Below are 25,086 nucleotides of genomic sequence, written 5' to 3' on the forward strand. Positions count from 1 at the left end.
AACTCTTATCAAATCTAGTTAGTCCTTGCTTTGTAATAGAGGCAAACGATTCATTAATTGATGACGAATATCTTGATGCACTTTCTCCATCGACTGACTTGCATCTATCACCACTATGGTGTCATCTTGCAAAGCTAACTGTAAATAGGTTTGTCTAGCCCGTTCAAAAAAATCAATAGCTTGCTGCTCTATTCTATCCAGTTTGCCACGATCTGCTGCCCGAGTTAATCCAAGTCTAGGTTCAATGTCTAAATAAAGCGTAAAATCAGGCGTAAAGCCACTAAGGCACGCATCACTCACCGCTGTCACTAATGGCATTAACCCACGACCACCGCCTTGATACGCCAACGATGATAGGTTATGACGGTCTCCTAAAACCCATTGTCCCTTAGCAAGTGCAGGTTTGATAACATTTGCAATAAGCTGAGCACGGGCAGCATAAATCAATAAACATTCTGCTTCGTCACACAATGGATCGCTATCGTCACCAATTTTTACTAAATCTCGTATTTTTTCAGCAAGTGGGGTGCCACCTGGCTCACGTGTACATACCGGCGCTTGCCCCGTGTGCTGCTCAATAAGGTCATTAACTAAGGCGATAGCACTTGATTTCCCTGCGCCTTCAAGCCCTTCAATAACAATAAACTTACCCGGTTGAGTTATCATTTTTTCTTTCTCTGAAATTCATTTACTGCGCGGTTATGAGCTTTTAACGTTGCAGAAAAAACATGGCTGCCATCATTTCTAGACACAAAATATAAGTAATCCACTTTGGCAGGATTAGCCGCTGCAAATAATGATGCACGGCTTGGCGCAGCGATGGGAGTAGGCGGTAAACCATCAATTTGATAGGTATTAAATGCCGTAGCCTCACGTAAATCTTTACGGGTAATGTTGCCTTTATAGCGGTCACCCATGCCATAAATAACCGTTGGATCAGTTTGCAAGCGCATGCCTTTTTTAAGACGATTATTAAACACGGCAGAAACCCAATCACGCTCTTCAGGTTTACCTGTTTCTTTTTCAATAATCGATGCAATAATCAACAATTCGTAAGGAGACGTCAGTGCTAAATCAGCATCACGCCCTTCCCAAGCTTGCTTAAGGCTCATTTGCATCATGTCAAAACTGCGCTGCAATACCGTTTGCACACTATCGCCTGCATGGTAGTGAAACGTTTCAGGGTAAAACTTACCCTCAGGTAATCCTGAAGTATCACCGTTGTTAATCAGGACCTGATTAAAGTCATCAGTCCCAAATACCAGGTGTTCGCTTTTAGCGAAAGTGTGTTGCCATTCTTTTATTGATTTACCTTCAATGAGTGTCAAGGTAAATACCGCTTCTTGGCCTAGACGTAAGCGTTTAAATAACGTTTCTAACGTATCGCTTGGCAATAATTGATAGTAGCCTGTTTTAATACTTGCTAATTTCGGCTCCAATTTGACAAGGTATTTTACTTTCCAACTGTCTTGGATCAGGCCTTGCTGCTCAAGTTGTTGAGCCAGCTTAATGACTGATGTACCTGACTCTACTTTCAAAGGCTGTGATTGTGTAATAAGCAAAGGCTGCTTTTGAAATGCAATTAAGTCAGTTGCAAACCAATAGCCACTCAAGCAAAAAATGGCAAATAAAGGAATTAAGCTAGCAAGTAGTCTTGTTGTTATCGTTTTCTTCATTATGGTAAATCTACACTCAGAACTTGCCTGAATCGCGATGTCAGCGTCCAACGGCTAAATTGAAATTGGTCAATGGTGTTAACATCTACAACACCAAATAAACTGTTTGTGATAAAAATATGATCGGCGCTGCAAATATCTTCATATCGCAACGGCTTTGTTGTTACGGCGAATCCTGCTGTTAATAATTGATCAATCATTTGTTCGCGCATAACACCACTAACGCCAGCATGTGTCATGGCTGGTGTGAAAATTTGCCCCTCTTTTATTGCAAAAATATTTGCCATTGATGACTCAATAACCCAACCATCTGTGTCCAATACTAACCAATCTTGAGTATTAGCGATTAATGGTTGAGTTTTTATCAATACTTGTTCGAGGCGATTTAAATGTTTCATCCCTGCGAGCAGTGGCTGGCGAGCTAACCTAATGGGGGATGTTGCGAGTGAAATGCCTTGTTGTTGCCACTGAGCGTAATGACTCGGTATAGGATGAACCGAAACCACTTCAGTTAACTTGGCTATATCGGGAGCTTGATAACCTCGCCCGCCTTCTCCACGCGTTAACACAAGCTTAATGCAATGATCAGGGTACGCCTTTGCCAACGATAATAATTGGTCAATAAGCAAATCGTTGGCTTGCCATTGAATACCTAAACGTTGGCTACTTTGTTGTAAACGTTGTAAATGCAAATCCATATACAAAACTGCGGCAGTCTGATGAGCGCAAGCGGTTCGCATTGTAGCAAAAACACCGTCACCATAAGCTAAACCTCGATCAAAAGGGCTTATGCGTCCTTGTTCAACGTGGTTCACCCAAACTGAAGTCATTACTTATCCTGGCTTATCCGGCTTGCTACCGCTTCTTGCTGATCTTTATATTTTGCACTCTTACGAGTGTTATAAGGACGGGCAACAGCCGAACTTAAACGTTCAAAGTTTAATGCGCCTATGGTCATACCCGGGCGAAGTGCCAGAGGTAATTTACCGCTATTGTAGCATTCTAAAACGATTTTCCCTTGCCAACCTGGGTCAATTCGGTGCGCCGTAACATGAACCATTAACCCTAAGCGTGCCAAAGACGAACGCCCGTCTAGCCAGCCAACGATATCTGCTGGCAACGTGACGCTCTCTAAAGTGACCGCGAGCGCTAACTCTCCTGGATGAAGAAAAAACGCTTCGTTTTCAGCTATTTCGATTTTATCGCTCATGACACGATCGAGGGCCATCTGCATTTCTGCACTTGGGCCACTCAAATCAATAAAGGGTGCGGTATGGTCTTTAAATACACGAAATTGACTCCCTAAACGGACATCAACACTGACACCTGAAATCGCCTCATTATTCGGGCGCGGGTCAATGACTATTGTGCCATTATCTAAACACTGTTCAATTTCAATATCTGTTAAACGCATACGGCACTCTCTCCCTGAAAGGCTATTTGGCTAATAAATGCTGTATTCTGGCTTTTAAAATATCGGTAGCAATACGGTTTTTACCACCACGAGGCACAATAATGTCAGCATATTGTTTTGATGGCTCAATAAATTGTAAAAACATTGGCCTAACAGTACGTTTATATTGAGAAATGACCGACTCCATCGTTCTGCCGCGTTCAGCAACATCACGAGTTAAACGCCTTAGAAAACAGATGTCTAGTGGGGTATCCATAAATACGGTGGCGTCCATTAAATCACGTAATTTAGGATCAGTTAATAATAAAATGCCTTCTAAAATAATCACTTTTTTAGGTTGCATGTCGATAGTTTCGCTAGTGCGAGTGTGCTCTGTATAGCTATAACAAGGAATATGAACCGCCTCACCTTGTTTAAGCTGCATTAAATGAGTCGCTAATAACTGATGGTCTAACGCTTTTGGGTGGTCATAATTAGTTTTAACCCGTTCTTCCATGGTCATATGACTTTGATCACGATAGTAGGCATCTTCGTTAATCACACCAATTTGATTAGTGCCTAAATCACTGCACAACTCTTCAAAAATGGTTTTGGCAATTAAACTTTTGCCTGAAGCCGACGCACCGGCAATCCCAATAATGACACACTGCTGAGAATTCATCTCTTAACCTTACTCGTCGTCTGATATGCTAATTTTTACGGTTGATGTAACATGTTGAAGTGCTAACTGCGCCCCTAATTTTCGGGCGATTTCGCGATAAATCCCTGACACTTCACTTTCTGGCTCACTAATTACACTTGGTGTGCCATTGTCCATAGATTCACGAATATTGATATGCAATGGTAATGAACCAAGTAATGGAACATTATATTTTTGTGCAATTTGACTGCCACCGTGGGTACCAAAAGGATGCTCTTTATGACCGCACTCAGGGCAAAGATGAAAACTCATGTTCTCGATAATACCGAGCACAGGAATATTCACTTTATTAAACATTGTGATGCCTTTTTTAGCATCAGCTAAAGCGATATCTTGCGGCGTGGTCACAATAACCGCGCCACTGACCGGCACCTTTTGCGACAAGGTTAACTGAATGTCACCTGTACCAGGTGGCATATCAATGATGAGGTAATCAAGCTCTGGCCATTGTGTTTCGTTTAATAATTGCGCCAAGGCGCCAGCGGCCATTGGTCCACGCCATACAGCGGCTTCATCACCACTGAGCATAAAGCCAATTGATTGAGCAGACACGCCATGAGCAGTGGCAGCTGTCATGTGCTTACCATCTGGCGATTGTGGACGAAAATTGGGAATACCTAACATTAAAGGAATCGATGGGCCATAAATATCAGCATCTAAAATGCCCACTTGAGCACCTTCGGCTTTAAGGGCTAATGCTAAATTGACTGCGGTGGTTGATTTACCCACGCCACCTTTACCAGATGCAACCGCAATCACTTGTTTTACATTAGGAATTGGCGCTATTGAAGGTAATGCAGAGTAAACTCTAGGCTGAAAATCGATTTCACATTCAACTTCATCAATGGCATCTAACACAGCTAAACGGTTTGTAATTGCCATCACGGTATCGCGGTATTGAGTCATACAAGGATAAGGATAAACTAAACCAAGCTGTAGGCGTTTGCCTGTTATTGATAAAGCGCTAACACATTGAGCAGAAACCAGGCCTTTATGTAAATAAGGGTCAACAAATGCCTCTAAAATATCTAACACTGGTGACAATAATTCATCACTTAATTGATAATTTGTATGGGATTTAATCAAAACCACCGCTCCGAACATGAAATTTTTACAAGTGTATCAGAACTTAGTAAAAAAATAGCGATTAATACACTTTTTAAGTCATGTTTTGATGAAAAATGTCAGTCAATAAGTTACGATTGAGCCATATTTGGGTGTAATTTGATATAGAGACAAAATGACGACATCACAGCGAAAAATACTGGTCACAAGTGCCTTACCTTATGCTAATGGTCCTATCCACCTTGGCCACATGCTTGAATATATCCAAACGGATATTTGGTCACGATACCAAAAGCTACGTGGACATGAATGTTATTACATCTGTGCAGACGACGCCCACGGCACGCCTATCATGCTAAAAGCACAGCAAATGGGCATCACACCAGAACAAATGATTGCTCAAGTGCAAAAAGAGCACGAGCAAGATTTCGCTGATTTTAATATTCAATTTGATAACTTTCACAGTACCCACAGTGACGAAAACCGCACATTAGCAAACAGCATATATTTAAAATTGCGAGATGGTGGCTACATCAAAACCAAAACCATTTCGCAATTATACGATCCTGAAAAAAACATGTTCCTACCAGACCGTTTTGTTAAAGGCACTTGCCCAAAATGTAAGTCTGAAGATCAATATGGCGACAACTGTGACAATTGTGGTGCAACCTACAGCACAACTGATTTGATTAATCCTAAATCAGCCGTGTCTGGCGCAACGCCTGTGATGAAAGACACTGAGCATTTCTTTTTTGATCTACCAGCATTTGAAGGCATGCTTAAAGAATGGATCCAGTCGGGTTCATTGCAGCAAGAAATGGCCAATAAACTGGGCGAATGGTTTGAGCAAGGCTTACAGCAATGGGATATATCACGCGATGCTCCCTACTTTGGCTTTGAAATCCCAGATGCACCGGGCAAGTTTTTTTATGTATGGTTAGATGCACCAATTGGTTACATGGGTTCATTTAAAAACTTATGCGACAAACGTGGCGACATCAACTTTGACGACTTTTGGGGCATAGATTCAACCGCAGAAGTGTATCACTTCATCGGCAAAGACATTGTCTACTTTCATAGCTTGTTCTGGCCAGCCATGCTTGATGGTGCCGGCTTGCGTAAACCTACCAGCGTCTATGCCCATGGTTATGTGACGGTTAACGGCTCAAAAATGTCTAAATCGAAAGGGACATTCATTAAAGCTCGTACTTACCTTGATAATTTAGACCCAGAATATTTGCGTTATTATTATGCCGCTAAGCTCAATAGCCGTATCGACGACCTCGATTTAAACCTAGAAGACTTTGCTCAGCGTGTTAACTCCGATTTAGTGGGCAAACTGGTCAACCTCGCCTCTCGTACGGCAGGTTTTATCAGTAAACGTTTTGACGGAAAACTGGCAAAAATTACAGACAATAGCCTGGCTGAATCGTTTTTGGCTAAAAGTGAAGTCATTGCCGAATTTTACGAAACACGTGAGTTTGGTAAAGCCATGCGAGAAATTATGGCTTTAGCAGACATCGCAAACGGTTATGTAGCCGATGCAGCGCCTTGGCAATTAGTTAAACAAGACGACAAGCAAGAAGAAGCCCATCAAGTGTGCAGTAATGCATTAAACTTGTTCCGCATTTTGGTCACTTACCTTAAACCTGTTTTACCTAAACTTGCCCAAGATGTTGAAGGCTTCCTGCAACTGACATTAACCTGGGATAATTTAGCCCAAGATCTTGCAGAACATGAAATAGCACCGTTTAAAGCATTAATGCAGCGCATTGAAATGAAAAACATCGAAGCTATTATCGAAGCATCAAAAGAAAATTTGCAAGCAAGTAACACCGATGCACCAACAAGTAAAGCCACTGAGCAAACGGTAGATCAGTTAGCACTCGATCCAATCAGCCCAGAGATAAGCTTTGATGATTTTGCAAAAATCGATTTACGAATTGCACGGATCAGTAAGGCTGAACATATTGAGAAGGCAAATAAGTTATTACGATTAGAACTGGATTTAGGCGGCGAAACCAAACAAGTGTTTGCTGGGATAAAATCAGCCTACGCACCTGAAGATTTAGTCGGCAAATTAACTGTGATGGTGGCTAACCTTGCACCTCGCACCATGAAGTTTGGCGATTCAGAAGGCATGGTCTTAGCGGCAGGACCTGGTGGAAAAGACCTGTTTATTTTAGAGCCACATGAAGGTGCACAACCTGGCATGCGGGTAAAATAACCTGGGCTCGGGATAATAAACAAAGCAAAAAAGACCGCCTCGGCGGTCTTTTTTATGGCTAAGTTTGTATCGGTTTTACACCAATCAGCACAAGAGTGTGATCATGCTTACTGGTTAACATCGCTTATTACGTCGTTAGACATTTTGAAGGGAGAACAATGAGCTCGTTGCATTTTCTGCCTTCGTTTAAGCGATTTTATCTTCGCACTCTGATCACTTATTTATCCTGACAGGTATCAATGCGAAGCCATTAAAAGGCATCAAACAATCAACGACGTACCTAAAGCGTGTCAATTTTGACTTAAATTAAAATGGTTGGATCAGGGCGTGTTGCACTTGTTTTTATCAAAAAAAGATCAACACGCTCTAAATTAATAAAATACTATTTTATTGATTCGCACAGGTTTCTGACTTTGCTTTTTCTGCAAGATGTTCACTGGAATTATTTGACGTTGGAGTATTATGTTCCTCACTTGCTTGATGCAAGACACTGTCTTCATCCATTGCTTGCTTTAACCTTTCTTCATAACGCATAAATAATGTAATAAAATCATTACTAAACTTTTCGCCTTCAGACTCAGTTAACCAAAACTCGTATAAACGCTTTGAAGCTTCTTTTTCGATACGTTTATAGGTGAGTTTACGCCGTAACACAGACTCTTCTGTGTGCCCAAGCAACTGCATTGATGATACCCCTAACTCCAATGCTGAATGGTGCGTTTCAGACTCAACCACATCGGCACCCGCTTCTTTTAATAAATGGCCATGGCCTCTATCAAACGCCCTGGCAACTATCTTTAACTTAGGGTATGTGTGATGTAAGTATTTCACCAACTCAACACTACTTTCTCTATTATCGATAGCCACAACAAAAAGTGAGGCCTCTTCAATACCTGCGGTTTTTAATAAATCTGGACGCGTTGCATCGCCGTAATAGGCTTTGGTATTAATCCGTCTAATAGTGTCAACTTGCGATACCTGGTAATCGAGTACCACAGTTTTAATATTATTAGACACTAAAAAACGATTCACCACCTGACCAAAACGCCCAATACCGGCAATAATCACCGTCCCTTCATCATCAATATTATCTTGTTCACGCTGATTGGTTTTAACTTGGAAACGCGGATAAATCACTTTATCAAATAAAATAAACAAACCAGGCGTTAAAAACATCGATAACGCAACCACAATCGATAAGGTTTGTGCAATATCGGTTGGTATAACATGTTGCTGTACACTAAAGCTTAATAACACAAAACCAAACTCACCGGCTTGCGCAAGGCTTAGGGTAAATAACCAGCGGTCGCTGCCTTTTATCTTAAATATCAAAGCAAGAAAATATAGCACTAACGCCTTGATTACCATGACACATAACGTAATGAGTATGATTTCGCCAAAGCTTGCAAACAACACAGAAAAATCAATACCTGCACCTACTGTAATAAAAAACAGCCCCAGCAATAGCCCTTTAAAAGGCCCAATATTGGCTTCTAATTCGTGCTTAAACTCACTGTTGGCTAATACCACACCGGCTAAAAATGTCCCTAACGCAGGAGAAATCCCTACCAGACTCATTAGCGCCGCGATACCTATAACTAACATTAACGCAGCCGCAGTTGAAATCTCCCGCGCACCAGACTCTGCCACCATTCTAAACAACGGACGACTCAAGTAATGTCCGCCTAGCACAACAATGCCAATAGCCAGCAAAAGCACAATGGCATAAGCCCAACCCGGTAATGAAGCCACTAAACTTAATTGTTCATGTTGCTCGCTCAAATGACTGGCTGCAGATTGGGCCTTTTCAACCAACTCAGGCAAGGCCAATAACGGAATAAACGCCAACATGGGGATAACGGCAATATCTTGAAATAATAAAACAGAAAAGGCATTTTTACCTGCATGGGTTTTATTAAGACGCTTTTCTGACAAGGTTTGCAATACAATGGCGGTCGATGACAATGAAAAAATTAAGCCCATAGTCAATGCAACTGAGTTTTGATAACCGGCATATATTGCGCAGGTCATCACAGCCACCACAGAGCCAGCAACCTGTAAACCGCCCTGACCCAGCAAACGATTACGCATAGCCCACAGCATCTTTGGCTCAAGTTCTAACCCGACCAAAAACAACATCATGACCACACCAAACTCAGCAAAGTGCTGAATAGTATTGGTTTCACTGCCAACCAGTCCAACAATAGGGCCAATGACCACACCTGCAATCAAGTAGCCTAAAACCGACCCTAAACCTAGCCTGTTCGCTAACGGTACCGCTATCACAGCAGCAGTTAGATAAATAAACGCCTGTAAAAAATATTCCGTCATTAACGTTCCTTAGACACAACACGACGACTCGACGTAATCAAATTACACCGGATTAACAATATCAATAAAATGATGGGTTAAATCAAATTTGCTGGCAAGGTGTTGCCCAAGCGCCTGAATGCCAAACTGTTCGGTAGCATGATGCCCCGCAGCAAAATAATGAATGCCCTGCTCCATTGCTGCATGATAAGTGCGCTCTGACACTTCACCACTAATGAAGGCATCAACGCCCATTTGTGCAGCATGATCGATATAGTCTTGAGCCCCGCCAGTACACCAGGCAAGGGTAGAAATTGGCTTGCTGGCATCACCAATATGCAATGGTTCACGTTTAAGAACCCTAGCAAGTAATTGGCTAAATTCATTCGCCGATAACGGCTTCTCTAAATGACCATGCCACAATAAATCTTGCGCAACGGCTTCATATACTCGTGGGCTTAAAATGCCTAACTGGTGTGCGAGCTGTGCATTATTACCTATCCCGTGATGTGCATCTAATGGTAAATGGTAACCAAACAAGCTGATGTCATTATCCATCAAGGCTTTAATTCGGCGATACTTCATACCTGTGATGATTTCAGGTTCATTTTTCCAAAAAAAACCATGATGAACCAAAATGGCATCAGCATTGACAGCAGCAGCTTGGTCGATTAAAGCTTGGCAGGCTGTGACCCCTGTGACAATCGTGTTAATCGTCGACTTACCTTGCACTTGTAATCCATTTGGCGCGTAATCTTTAAACGCAGACACATTTAAAAACTCATCTAAATAAGCCGCTAATTGTTGACGAGAAATAGATGAATGACCTTGATGATATGTTGACATAAAATTCCTACAAAATGAGACCTTGTCATAAAAACTAACGGTTCCTTCCCGCTGCAAAGCGCTAAAAGGGCATTTAAAAATACAGTGTAACCGTCTATAAGCCTTAATGTAACTTGCGCCAGATTATTTTGACCATAGCAGTGATAAATGCTGACAATATGCTATTTTCGAGTGATAAACATACAACTATGGCGACTAATTGGACTTTTGTATGGTTAATCCTTTAAAATTAGTAACAACCTTCATTTAACATGATAACAAATAGGTTATTAACTATGACAACATTGACTAAAGAAGAGGTCATCAGCCAACTGCAAATGGCACTTGAAAAACAATCAGGCAACACTGTGTCGATTGAACAAGCTGGCAGCTGGTATAAAATCGACGGTGGTAAATCGGTACGTTTTAGCGAACTTGAAACCATGCATAGTGAGCTTTGTGCAACAAACACTGAAATTAAAGCGACTAACGCAAAACCTGCGGTTAAAGCACAAGCGAAACCCGCTAAGAAACAACCCAGTAAAAAAACCACAACGACATCTGGTGGGTTAACGCCTAAAGAGTTATGGCGTCAAAAACTTGAAAACACCGCTGGCAATCAAACTTTGCCACGAGGATTCTAACTTAATACCGCTTAACTGATTGGTATAAATCAAAAAGGAGCCTAGGCTCCTTTTTGCGTTATGGTTAATTCAACCGGCCAGATTACATCGCTAAATCAACTCTAACATAACCCGTTAAGTACACCACCCGAACTTCATCCCCAGTGTTAAAACTCATGCCAGGGTCGAGATCTTGAATCACCATCACTTGGTTTCCATCTTCCAGAGTTATCATTAATTCGACGAGTTTATTCTCTAAATAATAAGCTGAACGACCATGCTGACTGCCTAAGCCGCCGCCAATTAACGCGCCAAGCACTGTGGCAACATCTTGACCAGAACCACTACCAAATTGATGCCCTATTACACCGCCAATTAACGCCCCACCAAAGGTTTTCCAACCACTGTGGCTGTCTTCAATTAATTGCTTTTCAGTTAAATGTCTCACGCTCTCAATGGTGCCATACACGACTTTTTCAACTGGTACGGCCTGATTACGCTCATAAGCGGCATTTGCCAGGTTGCTCAACATGCAAAATGTCAACAATACAGCAAAAAAACACTTTCCGGTGACAGTTATGATTTTAAACATCGCTATTTTCCGCTAAGTTAACGTTAAGGTATGCCAATTAATATACTCAATTGTGAACTCACTGTCCTATTTAAATCAATCGATCGGCTTTCCGTCGCCTGAACATGCGCTAACAGAGCCCAATGGATTACTCGCCATTGGCGGAGACTTACAACCGCAGCGCTTAATGAAGGCCTATTATGAGGGCATTTTCCCCTGGTTTAATGCCAGCGACCCTATTTTATGGTGGTCACCTGATCCTCGAGCTGTATTTAAGCCTACAGCGCCATTTGGCAGTAAAAGTCTGCTTAAGTTCCTTAAAAAGTCGAGCTGGCGCTATACCATTAATCATGCATTTTTAGATGTGTTGGCAGGCTGTGCTGCGCCGCGAAATAGACAAGATGGAACCTGGATTTCTGCCGAAATACAGATGGCTTATTACGAGTTGCATCTTCAAGGCAAAGCCCATTCTATAGAGGTGTGGGATCAAGAACATTTAGTCGGTGGATTATATGGCCTGCCTATTGGAAAAGTATTTTGCGGTGAGTCAATGTTTCATCGGCAGACTAATGCATCAAAAGCGGCATTTGCTATACTGAATCAGCATCTTGTTCAACACGATTTTCAATTGATTGATGCTCAAGTAATGAACCCGCATTTACTCAGTTTAGGCGCTAAAGCATTACCTAGAGCTGATTTTTTACACTTGCTGCATCAATACAGAGACAACACAATTGCTGCGTCAATATGGGCCCCACAAGAGGTGTTAATTGAATTCTAAATCTGTCAGCGTAGGGATCAGCCACCCTTTTGATTGTAACTACATCGAAGGCAATAAAGAGCAGTTATTAGTCATTCAGGAGCAGCATCTAGATGCTCATTTATTTGAACAATTACTGGCAATGGGGTTTCGTCGTAACGGCAATTCCATTTATAAACCGCGTTGTCCCAGTTGCCAGGCATGCCAATCTATTCGCCTAAACGTGCACGATTTTGCCCTGTCTAAACGCCAAAAAAGAACCTTAAAAAATAACCAGGATTTACATTGGAAAGTAAACTATCACACCCGGCCTGAACATTTTGAGCTTTATCAACGTTACATTAACGAACGTCATAACGATAGCCCAATGTATCCGGCATCACAAAACCAATACGATGATTTTTTATTGTCAGATTGGTTACCGCCAATGTTTATCGAAGTGTTTGATAAAGACAAATTAATTGCTGTGGCTGTCACGGATAATATGCCACACAGTTTTTCGGCGATTTACAGCTACTTTGACCCTGACTACAGCAATAGATCTCTGGGCTCACTGATGATTTTGATTCAATGTCAATTGGCTAAGTCTATGGGTAAACGATTTTTATATTTAGGCTATCAAATTGATCAAAATCGGAAAATGCGTTACAAGCGTCAATATCGGCCGTATCAAATTTTAACACCACAAGGTTGGAAAATTAGCGAAGATCTTGAGCCTCTTTCTTGTTAACACCCTTTACAGTTAAGCGTTTTTGGGGCATGATACGCCCGATTTTTCATATTTGAAGGCTAATGGGATAACTTATTAATGGCGAAAGAAGACAACATTGAAATGCAGGGCACTATCCTTGAGACCTTGCCAAACACAATGTTCCGCGTAGAGCTGGAAAATGGTCATGTGGTGATAGCCCACATCTCTGGCAAAATGCGCAAAAACTACATCCGTATTTTAACGGGTGACAAAGTCACGGTTCAGCTGACTCCTTATGACTTATCAAAAGGTCGTATCGTCTTCCGCGCACGTTAATCGCTAGCCTCAACATTGTAAAAGCCGACTCAAAGTCGGTTTTTTTGTTGAGGTATCTAACGCCAATCGTATCCATTATTTGATCACACAGTAAACATCCAATAGATGGATTGCCACGTAAAGAAGCGTTAACGTTCTTTACCGATGACATAATGAATGTGATGGGCGGGATTAACGCCAGTCTGTAAACACAGATAAAAAAAGATGACCTATCGGTCATCTTTTTCTTGTTAAAGACGCTGTTAAAAATCTGTTTAAGACACTTTTTCAGCAGCTTCGCAGTCTATATTAATTTCACCATCTTTGACGTCTATGTGTGCAATACCACCACGTTCTAGTACACCAAATAATATTTCATCCGCTAATGGACGCTTAATTAATTCGGTGACTACGCGTGACATAGGGCGTGCTCCCATTGACTTGTCATAGCCTTTTTCAGCAAGTAAGGTTCTTGCTTCGTCGCTAACATCTAAAGTCACTCGTTTATCATCAAGCTGTGCTTGTAGTTCAACTAAGAACTTATCAACCACTTTAGCGATAACGGTCATATCTAAATGGTTAAACCACACAATCGAATCTAAACGGTTACGGAACTCAGGTGAAAATACTTTGTTGATTTCCGCTAATGCATCTTGAGTATGGTCTTGCTGCTGGAAACCAATCGACTTACGAATGGTCTCTTGCACGCCGGCATTGGTGGTCATCACTAAAGTGACGTTTCTAAAGTCGGCTTTGCGGCCATTGTTATCGGTTAATGTACCGTGATCCATCACTTGTAAAAGTAAGTTAAACACATCAGGATGCGCCTTCTCAATTTCATCAAGTAGCACCACACAATGTGGATTTTTAATCACTGCATCGGTTAACAGACCACCTTGATCATAGCCAACATACCCAGGAGGTGCGCCAATTAAACGTGACACAGTATGGCGCTCCATGTACTCAGACATATCAAAACGAATAAGCTTAAGGTTTAAACATGACGCTAGCTGGCTGGTGACTTCTGTTTTACCCACACCGGTTGGGCCGGCAAACATAAAGCTACCCACAGGTCTTTTTTCTGAACCTAAACCACTGCGAGATAAGCGAATAGCCGCGCTTAAGCTCTCAATCGCTTTATCCTGACCAAACACCACCATCTTAAGGTTGCGCTCAAGGTTACGTAACATATCCTTGTCAGTCGACGATACCGACTTCTCAGGAATACGTGCTAATTTAGCAATAATGGCTTCGATTTCAGCCTGACCAATGGTTTTTTTGCGTTTACTTTGCGGCATCATCACCATACGGGCACCGGCTTCATCAATCACGTCAATGGCTTTGTCAGGTAAATGACGATCATTAATGTGTTTAGCCGACAAGCTCGCGGCACTGCTAATGGCTGCTTGGGTATAACGCACACCATGATATTCTTCGTATTTCGACTTTAAGCCCATCAAAATCTTGGTGGTTTCAGCGACCGACGGCTCATTAATATCAATTTTTTGGAATCGACGCGCTAATGCACGATCTTTTTCAAAAATACTTTGATACTCCTGGAACGTCGTTGAGCCCATACACCGTAACTTGCCACTTGATAACAAGGGTTTGAGTAAGTTAGACGCGTCCATTACACCGCCAGAAGCGGCCCCCGCACCAATGATGGTATGAATTTCATCAATAAATAAAATCGCATGCTCGTCTGCAGACAATTCTTTTAACAAGCTTTTAAAGCGTTTTTCAAAATCGCCACGATACTTAGTACCGGCCAATAATGAACCTAAATCTAACGAGTACACTGTGGCGTCGGCCATCACATCAGGCACTTGCTCTGTGACAATTCGATACGCTAGCCCTTCGGCAATCGCCGTTTTACCTACGCCCGCTTCGCCGACCAACAACGGATTGTTTTTGCGGCGACGACATAAGGTTTGAATAGCGCGCTCAATCTCTGCATCACGACCAATTAATGGGTCGATTGTTCCCTCTTTAGCAAGCTGATTAAGATTCGAGGCAAACTGCGCTAGCATGCTGCGATCTTCACTATTTTCTGATTGGTCCTCAATGCGCTCTTGTTCAGATGATTCACCTTTGTCTTCATCTTTGCTCATGCCATGAGAAATAAAATTAACCACATCTAAACGGGTAATTTCATTGCGGCGCAGTAAATATACAGCTTGCGACTCTTGCTCACTAAATATAGCCACAAGTACATTGGCACCTGTCACTTCATTACGACCAGAGGATTGCACATGAAACACGGCTCGTTGAAGTACTCGCTGAAACCCTAATGTTGGCTGGGTTTCGCGCTCTTCAGATGATTCGGCAATAATGGGTGTGGTTTGTTGAATGAAATTAGCAACTTCCTCACGCAGACGATTAACATCTGCGCCACAAGCAATCAATGCCTCATAGGCCGCAGGATTATCAATAAGCGCTAATAATAAATGTTCTACCGTCATGTATTCATGACGTGAATCTCTAGCTTGCTGAAACGCTAGGTTCAAGGTGACTTCCAGATCTTTGTTCAGCATAAGCACCCCCTAAATTTAACCACAGACTGTAAGAAAACGATTTTTATGCTTTCTCTAATGTACACAGTAACGGATGTTGGTTTTCTCTTGCAAACTGATTTACTTGAAAAACTTTTGTTTCGGCAATCCCAAATGGAAAAACCCCGCACAATCCTTTGCCCTGGTGATGTATCGCTAACATGATATCAACAGCTTGCTGTTCATTTTTATCAAAGAAACGTTGTAACACTTCAACCACAAAATCCATCGGGGTGTAATCATCATTGTTTAGCACCACTTTATACATATTGGGGGGTTGTAGCTCAGATTCAACCTTTTCTTCTGTATGTTCTACACTGCCTAATTTTGCCATTGTTTAATACTAGCCTCTCGTTTGGTTCCCGACCACTTGATATTATTAAATTAATTAAATGTTGTCTTTTTGTTAATTTATGCTTGACATCTTTTCGTACAAATTTCATTCTATTTGTCAGGCGGCGAAAAATAGACCGCTGGATAATAAGTTTTACTATCTTACTGGTAAGTAGACAACAGAAGGAAGTGGAAGTATGGCAAACGGAACTGTAAAGTGGTTCAACAACGCCAAAGGATTCGGGTTTATTTGCCCAGATCAGGGTGGCGAAGATGTATTTGCGCACTATTCAACTATCGAAATGGAAGGTTACAGAACCTTAAAAGCAGGTCAACCTGTGTGCTTCGAAGTTGAAGAAGGTCCTAAAGGAATGCATGCTTCAGCCATCTCACCTACAAAATAGTAGGTTGAGACTATAAAACAAAAAGACAGGGATTTTAATCCCTGTCTTTTTTTATTGTTCAAAATAAGCATTACTGAGTCATTAAAAGGGCCCACACCGCAGGTAAGGGCCCTATTTAACAATCATTAACCAGTAAGCATTAACCAATAAGTTTGTTCAATGTTGCACTTGGGCGCATGGCTTTTTCAGCTTTAGCGGCATCTAAACGGTAGTAACCGCCTAAATCAACCGCTGGGCCTTGTGAACCATTAAGCTCTGCTAAAATAACAGCTTCATTAGTAGATAACGATTGTGCTAAAGGCGCAAAATGTTCAGCTAGTTGAGTATCGGCTGTTTGCTTCACTAAAGCATTTGCCCAGTAAAGCCCAAGGTAGAAGTGGCTACCACGGTTATCTAACTCACCTACACGACGCGAAGGTGACTTGTTGCTATCTAAGAACTCGCCAATTGCCACATCTAAGGTGTCTGCTAGTACTTGAGCTTTAGGATTGTTAGCCGTTTGGGCTAAATGTTCTAATGATGCTGCCAGTGCTAAAAACTCACCTAAAGAATCCCAACGTAAATGGCCTTCTTTTTCAACTTGTTGCACATGCTTAGGTGCACTACCACCCGCGCCAGTTTCAAACAATCCACCGCCATTCATTAACGGTACGATTGATAGCATTTTAGCACTTGTGCCTAACTCAAGAATTGGGAACAAATCGGTTAGGTAATCACGTAACACGTTACCAGTAACAGAAATAGTATCTTCGCCTTTGATGATGCGCTCTAACGTCACGCGAGTTGCTTCAACAGGAGACATAATTTGAATATCTAGGCCTGATGTATCTTCTTCTGCGAGGTATGTTGTCACTTTTTTGATTAACTCAGCATCGTGTGCTCGAGCGCTGTCTAACCAGAAAATAGCAGGCGTGTTGCTTAAACGAGAACGTCTAACGGCTAATTTAACCCAATCACGGATTGGTGCATCTTTTACCTGACACATACGGTAAATATCGCCAGCTTCAACCTTGTGGCTCATTAACACATCACCAGCTTGATTGATTACATTCACAGTACCTGCGGCGCTGATCTCAAATGTTTTATCATGGCTACCGTATTCTTCAGCTTTTTGAGCCATAAGACCTACGTTTGGTACACTACCCATGGTTGTTGGGTCAAATGCACCGTGTTTTTTACAAAATGCGATGGTTTCTTGGTACACACCGGCATAGCAACGATCTGGGATCATCGCTTTAGTGTCTTTTAATTGACCGTCTGGGCCCCACATTTGACCAGATGAACGAATAGCTGCAGGCATAGAGGCATCAATAATGATGTCACTTGGTACGTGTAAGTTAGTGATACCTTTGTCTGAATCAACCATCGCTAATGCAGGACGTGCAGCATAAACGGCAGCGATATCCGCTTCGATTTCGCTGCGCTTAGCATCAGGAAGTGACTTGATTTTGGCATAAACATCACCAAAACCATTGTTTACATCAACACCCAACTCAGCAAATAATTCGCCGTGCTTGTCAAACACATCCTTGAAAAACACCTTCACAGCGTGACCGAATAACACAGGATCAGACACTTTCATCATGGTGGCTTTTAAGTGAAGCGATAATAAAACATCTTCTGATTTAGCCGCTTCAATTTCGCGGGTATAAAAATCAACTAACGCTTTTTTGCTCATTACAGCAGCATCGATAACTTCATCAGCAAGTAAGGCTAAGCCACTTTTAAGTACCACTTCTTTGCCATCAGCTTGGGTTAACACGATATTAACTTTGTCTGCTGCGGCTAACGTCACAGATTGCTCGCTACCGTAGAAGTCACCTTCATTCATATGTGCAACATGCGACTTTGAATCACTTGCCCATTTACCCATTGAATGTGGATTTTTCTTAGCGTAGTTTTTAACCGATGTTGGCGCGCGGCGGTCTGAGTTACCTTCACGTAATACTGGGTTTACCGCACTGCCTTTGATTTTGTCATAACGCGATTTAGCTTCTACTTCTGCGTCAGTTTTTGGCTCATCTGGGTAGTTTGGAATGTCATAGCCTTTAGCCTGTAGCTCAGCAATACATGCTTTTAACTGCGGAATTGACGCACTAATATTAGGTAACTTAATAATGTTAGCTTCAGGCTGGTTAGCCAATTCGCCTAACTCCGTTAACGCATCAGCAATTTTCTGTTCCGCTGTTAATTTTTCAGGGAAGTTAGCAATAACACGACCTGACAAAGAAATATCACGGGTTTCTACTTTTACGCCAGCAGCGTTAGTAAAGGTACGGATAATAGGTAATAAAGACAGGGTAGCAAGCGCTGGTGCTTCATCGGTTTCAGTGTATATGATCGTTGGAGTGTTATCTTTCATTTTATTTCCTACATTATTGTAAATTAATAACTTATTAGAATAAATTGTATAAGCATTTGACGGGCTTTGGTGGATAACACTCACCTGAGTGAACCTTGATTTGCAACTAGAGCACGCATCCTATGTGAGCTTAGTATGTGAAATCCCCTATCCCATTTTTTATTATATTTTTCTCGCGTTGCGATGGAGCGTTTTGTTAAAACACGCCATCAGCAACAGACAAATTAGGTACAGATCACAATTTTTAGGCGCACATCATAGATCATTCTTGGCAATTTTCAAATTCCACTAAGGGCGAATACACAGTAAACTGACACAAAAGATGTTATTTCTTGTTACAAACCCCGTTAATGCAAACTCCATTAAACAACTCAGGATAGTATCCATACCTTTATGGCAAACTCAGGTAAATTCAATTCATTTAAAAAAACGGCGCCCCAAAATAGTCGTACCAATTCGCTATCGGCAAAATCACCACGCACAAACAGAATAACTCGACGTAAAAGCCCAGCGAAACCTGCTGTCGAAAATCCTATTATCGTGTTGTTCAATAAACCATTTGATGTGCTTTGCCAATTTACCGATGAGTCAGGTCGCCAAACCCTTAAAGACTTCATTCCAATAAGTGATGTTTACGCCGCAGGACGATTAGACCGAGACAGCGAAGGCTTATTACTGCTTACCAACGACGGCCAATTGCAAGCTAAGTTAACCCAGCCGACTAAAAAAACCTTTAAAACCTATTGGGTACAAGTTGAAGGTGCACCGAGCCAAGCTGCCATACAAGCATTGTGTGATGGGGTTGAACTCAAAGACGGTATGACCTTACCTGCAAAAGTACAAATAATAGACGCACCCGATGTCTGGCCACGCGTCCCTCCCGTACGAGAGCGAAAATCAATCCCTACTACCTGGCTTGAGGTACAAATCTGTGAAGGTCGAAATCGTCAAGTTAGACGAATGACCGCTCATGTAGGCCACCCAACCTTAAGATTAATCCGTTATAAAATAGGTCAATGGTGTCTAGATGATTTACAAAGTGGCCAATACAAGCAAATAAACCAATAAACCAATAAACACGGCTAACAAGGAATGACATCAATGACTCAACGCTACAAACCCAACACCACGGTTGCCTGTGTGATATACAGCCAAGGCAAGTTTTTACTGGTCGAAGAAGTCATTAATGGTCAGGTGAAATTTAATCAACCCGCAGGACATTTAGAGGCAAACGAGTCACTTATAGATGCCTGTTCTCGTGAAGTTTTAGAAGAAACAGGGCTGGACATTGAACCGCAAGCCATTGTGGGTATTTATCAATTTAGTACCAGTGATGAACTCGCGTTTGTACGTTACACCTTTTGCATTACCCTTGACCAACCGATTGAAACCACGCCACTCGATAGCGCCATTACCCGTACCCATTGGTTATCTCGCGAACAAATTAGTGAGTTAGGCGATCAATTACGCAGCCCGCTCGTGCTCAAAAGTATTGATGACTATATACAGCAAGCCGGATTATTAGACCAATCGCCGCCAGCGATCAGAGACTTGACGCAAAAAACAAATGCAAAACCTTGTCCGCACCATTTACCATTATCCTTGCTTAATGCGGATTATTTGCACACCCGTTAGCTCAGTTTTAGCCCTATATTGACGGTGCTTCAAGATAGCCCAGCGCTAGAATGCGTGGTAGAATATGCGCCGCACAAATGCAATGTTTACACGATAAGATAAAGTTTACTTTATTTTTGACCTTGTTTAGCGGCTTTCAAGCTCAGTCAATTTCAATCATTACCTTGAAACCGTTAACAGACACCACCATATACATACTCTCTTTATTCAATGGTTTTTAGGATTTATGACATCAATCAACCCAACTTCTCATGGTAAAAAAGTCATTGTCGGCATGTCCGGCGGTGTGGACTCTTCAGTTTCGGCCTATTTGCTTATCCAGCAAGGCTACGAGGTTGAAGGTCTATTTATGAAGAACTGGGAAGAAGACGATACCGACGAATATTGCGCTGCTGCAGATGATTTAAAAGATGCACAAGCTGTGTGTGACAAGCTTGGTATTAAAATGCATACCGTCAACTTTGCCGCTGAATACTGGGACAACGTGTTCGAATACTTTTTAGCTGAATACAAAGCAGGCCGTACGCCTAACCCTGACATCATGTGCAACAAAGAAATCAAATTCAAAGCTTTTTTAGAATTTGCAGACGAGATTTTAGACGCCGACTACATCGCCATGGGCCATTATGTTCGTCGTCGTGACAATAGCGATGGCAGTGTTGAAATGCTCCGCGGCGTTGATGGCAATAAAGATCAAAGCTACTTTTTATACACATTAAGCCATGAACAAGTAGCACGCAGTTTATTTCCTGTAGGCGAGCTTGAAAAACATGAAGTGCGTGAGATTGCCAAAAAAATGGGTTTAATCACTCACGACAAAAAAGACAGCACCGGCATTTGTTTTATTGGCGAGCGTAAATTCACTGACTTTCTTGCCACTTATTTACCCGCACAGCCCGGCGACATTGAAACAGCTGAAGGCGAAGTCATTGGTACTCATCAAGGGTTGATGTATCACACCCTTGGCCAACGTAAAGGCTTAGGGATTGGCGGCTTAAAAAACAGCAGCGAAGACCCGTGGTACGTGGTCGAAAAAGATTTAATTCGTAATGTGTTAGTCGTTGCACAAGGCGCTAATCACCCTCGCCTTATGTCACATGGCATGACCGTTAACCAACTACACTGGGTTGACCGTAAAGGCCCTGCCAATAACAGCAACATCACAGTAAAAACTCGTTACCGCCAACGCGATGTGGCCTGTACGATAGTTTATACCGATCCAGACAATATTACCGTAACATTCGATGAACCTGTTGCAGCCGTTACGCCAGGCCAGTCAGCGGTATTTTATGATGGTGAAATTTGTTTAGGCGGCGGTATTATCGATACGCTGATCCGAGGGTAAATCGTGAGCCATAATCAAGACAGTATTTTATTTGAACGCACAATGGCCTTTGCAGGTATTTTACAGGCCATTGGTCAGGTGCAATATTTAGCGCGCCACGGTGAAAGTGATAAAGAAACACTAGCGGCAACATTACATACCATCTTAGTCACCGAGCCTGAAGCCACTGCCGATGTCTATCAAGATAAAAGTATCTTAGATAAAGGCTATCAGTTAATACAAAATCAACTGGGCGATGGCAGCAATAAAGATGTCGAAACCACGCGCTATTTAGTCGGTATACTTGCATTAGAGCGTAAACTCGCACGCTCGCCAAATGGCTTAGGCATGCTTGCTGAGCGAATAAATCAAATTCATCGCCAATTAACTCATTTTGCCATTACCGATGAGCAAGTTATTGCCAACTTTGCCAGCATATATAGCGACATCATCAGCGAACTTGGGCCTAAACTGCAAATATCAGGAAATCCTGACTGTTTAAAACAACCCATAGTACAACATAAAATACGTGCCCTACTGCTCGCCGCCATGCGCAGTGCAGTATTATGGCGCCAATTAGGCGGTAAACGTCGCCATTTAGTGTTTGCCAGAAAAGCGATATTTGATATCGCCAAAAAAAGCCAAAATAATAATTAATCGATTCACCCTACAACAAAGTTCATCAAGGAGCTTCAAATGGATCTTTCCGCACTAACTGCTATCTCTCCGGTAGACGGTCGTTATGGTAGTAAAACCGCCTCATTAAGAGGGATTTTCAGCGAGTTCGGTCTTACTAAGTACCGTGTTCAAGTTGAAATCAACTGGTTAAAGCTATTATCTAGCTGCCCAGAGATTGAAGAAGTTCCCCCATTTAGCGAAACCGCACTCGCGTTACTAGACAGCATAAAAGATAACTTTAGCGAGCAAGATGCACTTCGCGTTAAAACCATCGAAAGCACCACCAACCACGATGTAAAAGCGGTTGAATACTTCATTAAAGAAAAAATTGCTGACAATGCCGAGCTTGTCGCCATTGACGAATTTGTACACTTTGCCTGTACCTCAGAAGACATCAACAACTTATCGCACGGCTTAATGTTAAAAGAAGCACGCGAGCAAGTGTTAGCACCTCATTGCCAACAAATTATTGATGCCATTAAAAAGCTCGCCCATGACAACAAAAGCGTGCCTTTAATGTCACGCACCCATGGTCAGCCTGCATCACCGTCTACACTCGGCAAAGAAATGGCCAACGTTGCCGTACGTCTAGAGCGCCAATTAAAGCAAATCAATGCTGTTGAAATTATGGGCAAAATTAACGGTGCTGTGGGTAACTATAACGCCCACATCTCTGCCTACCCAGAAGTAAACTGGCATGAGCTGTCACAGCGTTTTGTCACCAGTCTTGGCATTAACTGGAACGCCTACACCACCCAAATTGAGCCGCATGATTACATTGCCGAACTATTTGATGCCATTGCGCGTTTTAACACCATCCTTATCGATTTTGATCGTGATATTTGGGGTTATATTGCATTAGGTCACTTTAAACAGCGCACCATTGCCGGCGAAATTGGTTCATCAACCATGCCGCATAAAGTTAACCCAATCGACTTTGAAAACTCTGAAGGTAACCTAGGTATTGCAAATGCATTAATGCAGCATTTAGCGGCTAAATTACCGGTTTCAAGATGGCAACGCGACTTAACTGACTCAACCGTGTTGCGTAACCTTGGTGTCGGTATGGCGCACTCACTTATTGCTTACCAAGCAACGTTAAAAGGCATTAGCAAATTAGAAGTCAATGAAGCACAACTGCTTGCTGAGCTAGATAAAAACTGGGAAGTATTAGCAGAGCCTGTACAAACCGTGATGCGTCGTTATGGCATTGAAAAGCCATATGAAAAATTGAAAGAGCTCACACGTGGTAAGCGTATCGATGCACAGCAACTTGCTGTATTTATCGATGCCCTAGAATTACCTGCAGAGGTGAAAGTTGAACTGAAAAAAATGACCCCAGCAAATTACATCGGCCGTGCAGAAGCCTTTGTCGACGAGCTAAAATAGTCATTTAATTTATACTAGTTAATCTTGGCGGTCGCATCTGTGACCGCTTTTTTATTGGATTTACCACTCTTTATCTGAGGTCAATGATGTACACATTAAATATTGATACCCAAGCCTTTATTAAACAGCATTGGCAACAGAAACCACTATTAATCAAACAGGCGTTTGTTGATTTTGAAGACCCCATTGCCGCAGACGAACTTGCCGGCCTCGCCTGTGAAGAAGAAATATCTTCACGCGTAGTGGTCACAAAAGGTGATGATTGGGATGTCATTCAAGGCCCATTTGAAGACTACGACCAATTTGGTGAAGACAACTGGCAATTGCTAGTTCAGGCCGTTAACCATTGGTATCCTGCATCTCAACCCTTAGTTGAAGCATTTCGCTTTTTACCCGACTGGCGCTTTGATGACTTAATGGTGTCGTTTGCCACACCAGGCGGCGGCGTAGGGCCACACATCGACAACTACGATGTGTTTATTATTCAAGGTGAAGGCGAGCGTCGCTGGAAAGTCGGTGACAAAGGCCAACATAAACGCCGTGGCGGTAATGAAAACTCGCCATTAGTGGACGATTTTGAACCGATAATTGATGTGGTTTTACAAAAAGGCGATGTGCTATATATTCCGCCCGGATACCCGCATTGCGGCGAAACTGTCACCTTAGCCATGTCTTATTCCATTGGTTTTAGAGCGCCGAGCCAACAAGAACTGTTAACTCAACTTGCTGACAGCCTTATCGACAATAATCAAGGCCACAAGCGCTTTATTTCTTCAGATGAGCCAGCAACTCCAGGCGTGATCAGCCAAACGCATCAACAAGGTATTATGGATTTATTAGTACAACTTGCTCAAGATCCTCAAGCCTATCAAACCATGCTTGGCAAATTATTGAGTCAAAATCGTTTTGAACTCGATATATGCGAAGGCGAAGAGCCATTAAGCAGCGATGACTTAATAGATGCCATAGAACAAGGTGCAATTATTCAGCGCATTGGGGGGTTAAAGGTATTACGTCTTGAGCAAGACAGCCAAGCGCGGTTATTTATTAATGGCGAAGAGTTTTCTTTAGCAGAGACTAGCGAAACCGAATTAATGTTTTTAGCCAATAACGTTAGCATTATGCCTGAGCAAGCTGGCGAGCTAGTTGAAAATACAGGGTTACTTGAGCTATTAACTCAGTTGATTAATCAAGGCTTGTACTACCTAGCCGAAGACGAATGCTAAAGCTTG

Annotated in this window: 24 protein-coding genes; 12 read left to right on the forward strand and 12 right to left on the reverse strand. The window is 42.2% G+C overall.

The genetic code is table 11. The annotated features are described in order from the left end of the window. Positions 1-18 precede the first annotated feature (18 nt). The 6 genes from tmk to apbC are packed head-to-tail and all read right to left on the reverse strand — an operon-like array spanning position 19 to position 4,876. Positions 19-666: a dTMP kinase gene (gene tmk / locus K8B83_RS13940; protein ID WP_188737006.1), complete on the reverse strand. Its 648-nt coding sequence runs from the start codon at positions 664-666 to the stop codon at positions 19-21. After that, positions 663-1,676 carry an endolytic transglycosylase MltG gene (gene mltG / locus K8B83_RS13945; protein WP_188737008.1) on the reverse strand — a complete coding sequence of 338 codons (1,014 nt, stop codon included), beginning with the start codon at positions 1,674-1,676 and terminating at the stop codon, positions 663-665. Before mltG ends, tmk begins: the two co-directional genes overlap by 4 nt. Next, the gene (pabC, locus tag K8B83_RS13950) at positions 1,676-2,506 is read right to left on the reverse strand and encodes an aminodeoxychorismate lyase (protein WP_188737010.1); all 831 of its coding nucleotides are present in this window, start codon (positions 2,504-2,506) and stop codon (positions 1,676-1,678) included. The genes mltG and pabC overlap by 1 nt, the downstream gene beginning before the upstream one ends. Further along, the gene (dcd, locus tag K8B83_RS13955; protein WP_188737013.1) at positions 2,506-3,090 is read right to left on the reverse strand and encodes a dCTP deaminase; all 585 of its coding nucleotides are present in this window, start codon (positions 3,088-3,090) and stop codon (positions 2,506-2,508) included. The genes pabC and dcd overlap by 1 nt, the downstream gene beginning before the upstream one ends. A 22-nt stretch (positions 3,091-3,112) precedes the next feature. After that, complete coding sequence (gene udk, locus K8B83_RS13960) at positions 3,113-3,751, reverse strand: uridine kinase (RefSeq protein ID WP_188737015.1); 639 nt, start codon at positions 3,749-3,751, stop codon at positions 3,113-3,115. 9 nt (positions 3,752-3,760) lie between these two features. Next, positions 3,761-4,876 (reverse strand): iron-sulfur cluster carrier protein ApbC, encoded by a 1,116-nt coding sequence (apbC, locus tag K8B83_RS13965; RefSeq protein ID WP_188737017.1) that lies wholly within the window; start codon positions 4,874-4,876, stop codon positions 3,761-3,763. A gap of 154 nt (positions 4,877-5,030) precedes the next feature. Here apbC and metG point away from each other — a divergent pair, with 154 nt between their 5' ends. Next, positions 5,031-7,082 carry a methionine--tRNA ligase gene (gene metG, locus K8B83_RS13970; RefSeq protein ID WP_188737019.1) on the forward strand — a complete coding sequence of 684 codons (2,052 nt, stop codon included), beginning with the start codon at positions 5,031-5,033 and terminating at the stop codon, positions 7,080-7,082. Positions 7,083-7,469: 387 nt separating this feature from the next. On the opposite strand, the gene K8B83_RS13975 is transcribed toward metG, so the two are convergent. Both K8B83_RS13975 and K8B83_RS13980 read right to left on the reverse strand, forming a co-directional pair. After that, positions 7,470-9,413, reverse strand: coding sequence for a monovalent cation:proton antiporter-2 (CPA2) family protein (locus K8B83_RS13975; RefSeq protein WP_223417444.1), 1,944 nt, complete (start codon positions 9,411-9,413; stop codon positions 7,470-7,472). Between the two features lie 42 nt (positions 9,414-9,455). Beyond that, positions 9,456-10,238, reverse strand: coding sequence for a Nif3-like dinuclear metal center hexameric protein (locus K8B83_RS13980; protein ID WP_223417445.1), 783 nt, complete (start codon positions 10,236-10,238; stop codon positions 9,456-9,458). A 275-nt stretch (positions 10,239-10,513) separates the two neighbouring features. On the opposite strand from K8B83_RS13980, the gene K8B83_RS13985 reads away from it, so the two are divergent. Continuing rightward, positions 10,514-10,861, forward strand: a complete 348-nt coding sequence (locus tag K8B83_RS13985; protein ID WP_223417446.1) for a hypothetical protein — start codon at positions 10,514-10,516, stop codon at positions 10,859-10,861. Positions 10,862-10,943: 82 nt separating this feature from the next. Here K8B83_RS13985 and K8B83_RS13990 read toward each other — a convergent pair whose 3' ends face one another. Continuing rightward, positions 10,944-11,372: an outer membrane lipoprotein gene (locus tag K8B83_RS13990; protein ID WP_223420070.1), complete on the reverse strand. Its 429-nt coding sequence runs from the start codon at positions 11,370-11,372 to the stop codon at positions 10,944-10,946. 112 nt (positions 11,373-11,484) lie between these two features. Here K8B83_RS13990 and aat point away from each other — a divergent pair, with 112 nt between their 5' ends. The 3 genes from aat to infA all read left to right on the forward strand — a co-directional run bounded on the left by aat (position 11,485) and on the right by infA (position 13,198). Continuing rightward, on the forward strand, positions 11,485-12,192 hold the full coding sequence (gene aat, locus K8B83_RS13995) for a leucyl/phenylalanyl-tRNA--protein transferase (protein WP_223417447.1): 708 nt from the start codon (positions 11,485-11,487) through the stop codon (positions 12,190-12,192). Further along, complete coding sequence (locus K8B83_RS14000; RefSeq protein ID WP_223417448.1) at positions 12,182-12,901, forward strand: arginyltransferase; 720 nt, start codon at positions 12,182-12,184, stop codon at positions 12,899-12,901. The genes aat and K8B83_RS14000 overlap by 11 nt, the downstream gene beginning before the upstream one ends. Positions 12,902-12,979: 78 nt before the next feature. Further along, the gene (infA, locus tag K8B83_RS14005; protein WP_011496276.1) at positions 12,980-13,198 is read left to right on the forward strand and encodes a translation initiation factor IF-1; all 219 of its coding nucleotides are present in this window, start codon (positions 12,980-12,982) and stop codon (positions 13,196-13,198) included. A 254-nt stretch (positions 13,199-13,452) separates the two neighbouring features. Here infA and clpA read toward each other — a convergent pair whose 3' ends face one another. Further along, positions 13,453-15,711, reverse strand: coding sequence for an ATP-dependent Clp protease ATP-binding subunit ClpA (clpA, locus tag K8B83_RS14010; protein ID WP_188737028.1), 2,259 nt, complete (start codon positions 15,709-15,711; stop codon positions 13,453-13,455). Positions 15,712-15,754: 43 nt separating this feature from the next. Continuing rightward, positions 15,755-16,063 (reverse strand): ATP-dependent Clp protease adapter ClpS, encoded by a 309-nt coding sequence (clpS, locus tag K8B83_RS14015; RefSeq protein ID WP_223417449.1) that lies wholly within the window; start codon positions 16,061-16,063, stop codon positions 15,755-15,757. Positions 16,064-16,259: 196 nt separating this feature from the next. On the opposite strand from clpS, the gene cspD reads away from it, so the two are divergent. Further along, on the forward strand, positions 16,260-16,466 hold the full coding sequence (gene cspD, locus K8B83_RS14020; RefSeq protein WP_160052900.1) for a cold shock domain-containing protein CspD: 207 nt from the start codon (positions 16,260-16,262) through the stop codon (positions 16,464-16,466). A gap of 139 nt (positions 16,467-16,605) precedes the next feature. Here the strand turns inward: cspD and K8B83_RS14025 are convergent, their stop codons facing one another. Further along, positions 16,606-18,828, reverse strand: a complete 2,223-nt coding sequence (locus K8B83_RS14025) for an NADP-dependent isocitrate dehydrogenase (RefSeq protein WP_223417450.1) — start codon at positions 18,826-18,828, stop codon at positions 16,606-16,608. Positions 18,829-19,221: 393 nt separating this feature from the next. Between K8B83_RS14025 and K8B83_RS14030 the strand changes: the two genes are divergently transcribed. The 6 genes from K8B83_RS14030 to K8B83_RS14055 all read left to right on the forward strand — a co-directional run bounded on the left by K8B83_RS14030 (position 19,222) and on the right by K8B83_RS14055 (position 25,080). Continuing rightward, positions 19,222-19,896, forward strand: coding sequence for a pseudouridine synthase (locus K8B83_RS14030; RefSeq protein ID WP_223417451.1), 675 nt, complete (start codon positions 19,222-19,224; stop codon positions 19,894-19,896). A 33-nt stretch (positions 19,897-19,929) separates the two neighbouring features. Beyond that, positions 19,930-20,463 (forward strand): NUDIX hydrolase, encoded by a 534-nt coding sequence (locus K8B83_RS14035; RefSeq protein ID WP_223417452.1) that lies wholly within the window; start codon positions 19,930-19,932, stop codon positions 20,461-20,463. 226 nt (positions 20,464-20,689) lie between these two features. Continuing rightward, positions 20,690-21,808 carry a tRNA 2-thiouridine(34) synthase MnmA gene (gene mnmA, locus K8B83_RS14040; RefSeq protein ID WP_223417453.1) on the forward strand — a complete coding sequence of 373 codons (1,119 nt, stop codon included), beginning with the start codon at positions 20,690-20,692 and terminating at the stop codon, positions 21,806-21,808. Between the two features lie 24 nt (positions 21,809-21,832). Beyond that, positions 21,833-22,444: a high frequency lysogenization protein HflD gene (gene hflD / locus K8B83_RS14045; RefSeq protein WP_373284868.1), complete on the forward strand. Its 612-nt coding sequence runs from the start codon at positions 21,833-21,835 to the stop codon at positions 22,442-22,444. Between the two features lie 39 nt (positions 22,445-22,483). Further along, positions 22,484-23,854 carry an adenylosuccinate lyase gene (gene purB, locus K8B83_RS14050; protein WP_223417454.1) on the forward strand — a complete coding sequence of 457 codons (1,371 nt, stop codon included), beginning with the start codon at positions 22,484-22,486 and terminating at the stop codon, positions 23,852-23,854. A gap of 86 nt (positions 23,855-23,940) precedes the next feature. Further along, positions 23,941-25,080 (forward strand): ribosomal protein uL16 3-hydroxylase, encoded by a 1,140-nt coding sequence (locus K8B83_RS14055; RefSeq protein ID WP_223420072.1) that lies wholly within the window; start codon positions 23,941-23,943, stop codon positions 25,078-25,080. Positions 25,081-25,086 lie beyond the last annotated feature (6 nt).

It is taken from the genome of Shewanella inventionis (assembly GCF_019931735.1).
GTDB lineage: Bacteria > Pseudomonadota > Gammaproteobacteria > Enterobacterales > Shewanellaceae > Shewanella > Shewanella inventionis.

Coding starts and splice junctions, on each gene's coding strand:
- mltG (WP_188737008.1), bottom strand. CDS start 1,676: ATGAAGAAAACGATAACAACAAGACTACTTGCTAGCTTAATTCCTTTA.
- mnmA (WP_223417453.1), top strand. CDS start 20,690: ATGACATCAATCAACCCAACTTCTCATGGTAAAAAAGTCATTGTCGGC.
- K8B83_RS14035 (WP_223417452.1), top strand. CDS start 19,930: ATGACTCAACGCTACAAACCCAACACCACGGTTGCCTGTGTGATATAC.
- udk (WP_188737015.1), bottom strand. CDS start 3,751: ATGAATTCTCAGCAGTGTGTCATTATTGGGATTGCCGGTGCGTCGGCT.
- K8B83_RS14030 (WP_223417451.1), top strand. CDS start 19,222: ATGGCAAACTCAGGTAAATTCAATTCATTTAAAAAAACGGCGCCCCAA.
- pabC (WP_188737010.1), bottom strand. CDS start 2,506: ATGACTTCAGTTTGGGTGAACCACGTTGAACAAGGACGCATAAGCCCT.
- K8B83_RS14055 (WP_223420072.1), top strand. CDS start 23,941: ATGTACACATTAAATATTGATACCCAAGCCTTTATTAAACAGCATTGG.
- K8B83_RS13990 (WP_223420070.1), bottom strand. CDS start 11,372: ATGTTGAGCAACCTGGCAAATGCCGCTTATGAGCGTAATCAGGCCGTA.
- K8B83_RS14025 (WP_223417450.1), bottom strand. CDS start 18,828: ATGAAAGATAACACTCCAACGATCATATACACTGAAACCGATGAAGCA.
- infA (WP_011496276.1), top strand. CDS start 12,980: ATGGCGAAAGAAGACAACATTGAAATGCAGGGCACTATCCTTGAGACC.
- purB (WP_223417454.1), top strand. CDS start 22,484: ATGGATCTTTCCGCACTAACTGCTATCTCTCCGGTAGACGGTCGTTAT.
- tmk (WP_188737006.1), bottom strand. CDS start 666: ATGATAACTCAACCGGGTAAGTTTATTGTTATTGAAGGGCTTGAAGGC.
- clpS (WP_223417449.1), bottom strand. CDS start 16,063: ATGGCAAAATTAGGCAGTGTAGAACATACAGAAGAAAAGGTTGAATCT.
- clpA (WP_188737028.1), bottom strand. CDS start 15,711: ATGCTGAACAAAGATCTGGAAGTCACCTTGAACCTAGCGTTTCAGCAA.
- cspD (WP_160052900.1), top strand. CDS start 16,260: ATGGCAAACGGAACTGTAAAGTGGTTCAACAACGCCAAAGGATTCGGG.
- metG (WP_188737019.1), top strand. CDS start 5,031: ATGACGACATCACAGCGAAAAATACTGGTCACAAGTGCCTTACCTTAT.
- dcd (WP_188737013.1), bottom strand. CDS start 3,090: ATGCGTTTAACAGATATTGAAATTGAACAGTGTTTAGATAATGGCACA.
- K8B83_RS13975 (WP_223417444.1), bottom strand. CDS start 9,413: ATGACGGAATATTTTTTACAGGCGTTTATTTATCTAACTGCTGCTGTG.
- K8B83_RS13980 (WP_223417445.1), bottom strand. CDS start 10,238: ATGTCAACATATCATCAAGGTCATTCATCTATTTCTCGTCAACAATTA.
- K8B83_RS13985 (WP_223417446.1), top strand. CDS start 10,514: ATGACAACATTGACTAAAGAAGAGGTCATCAGCCAACTGCAAATGGCA.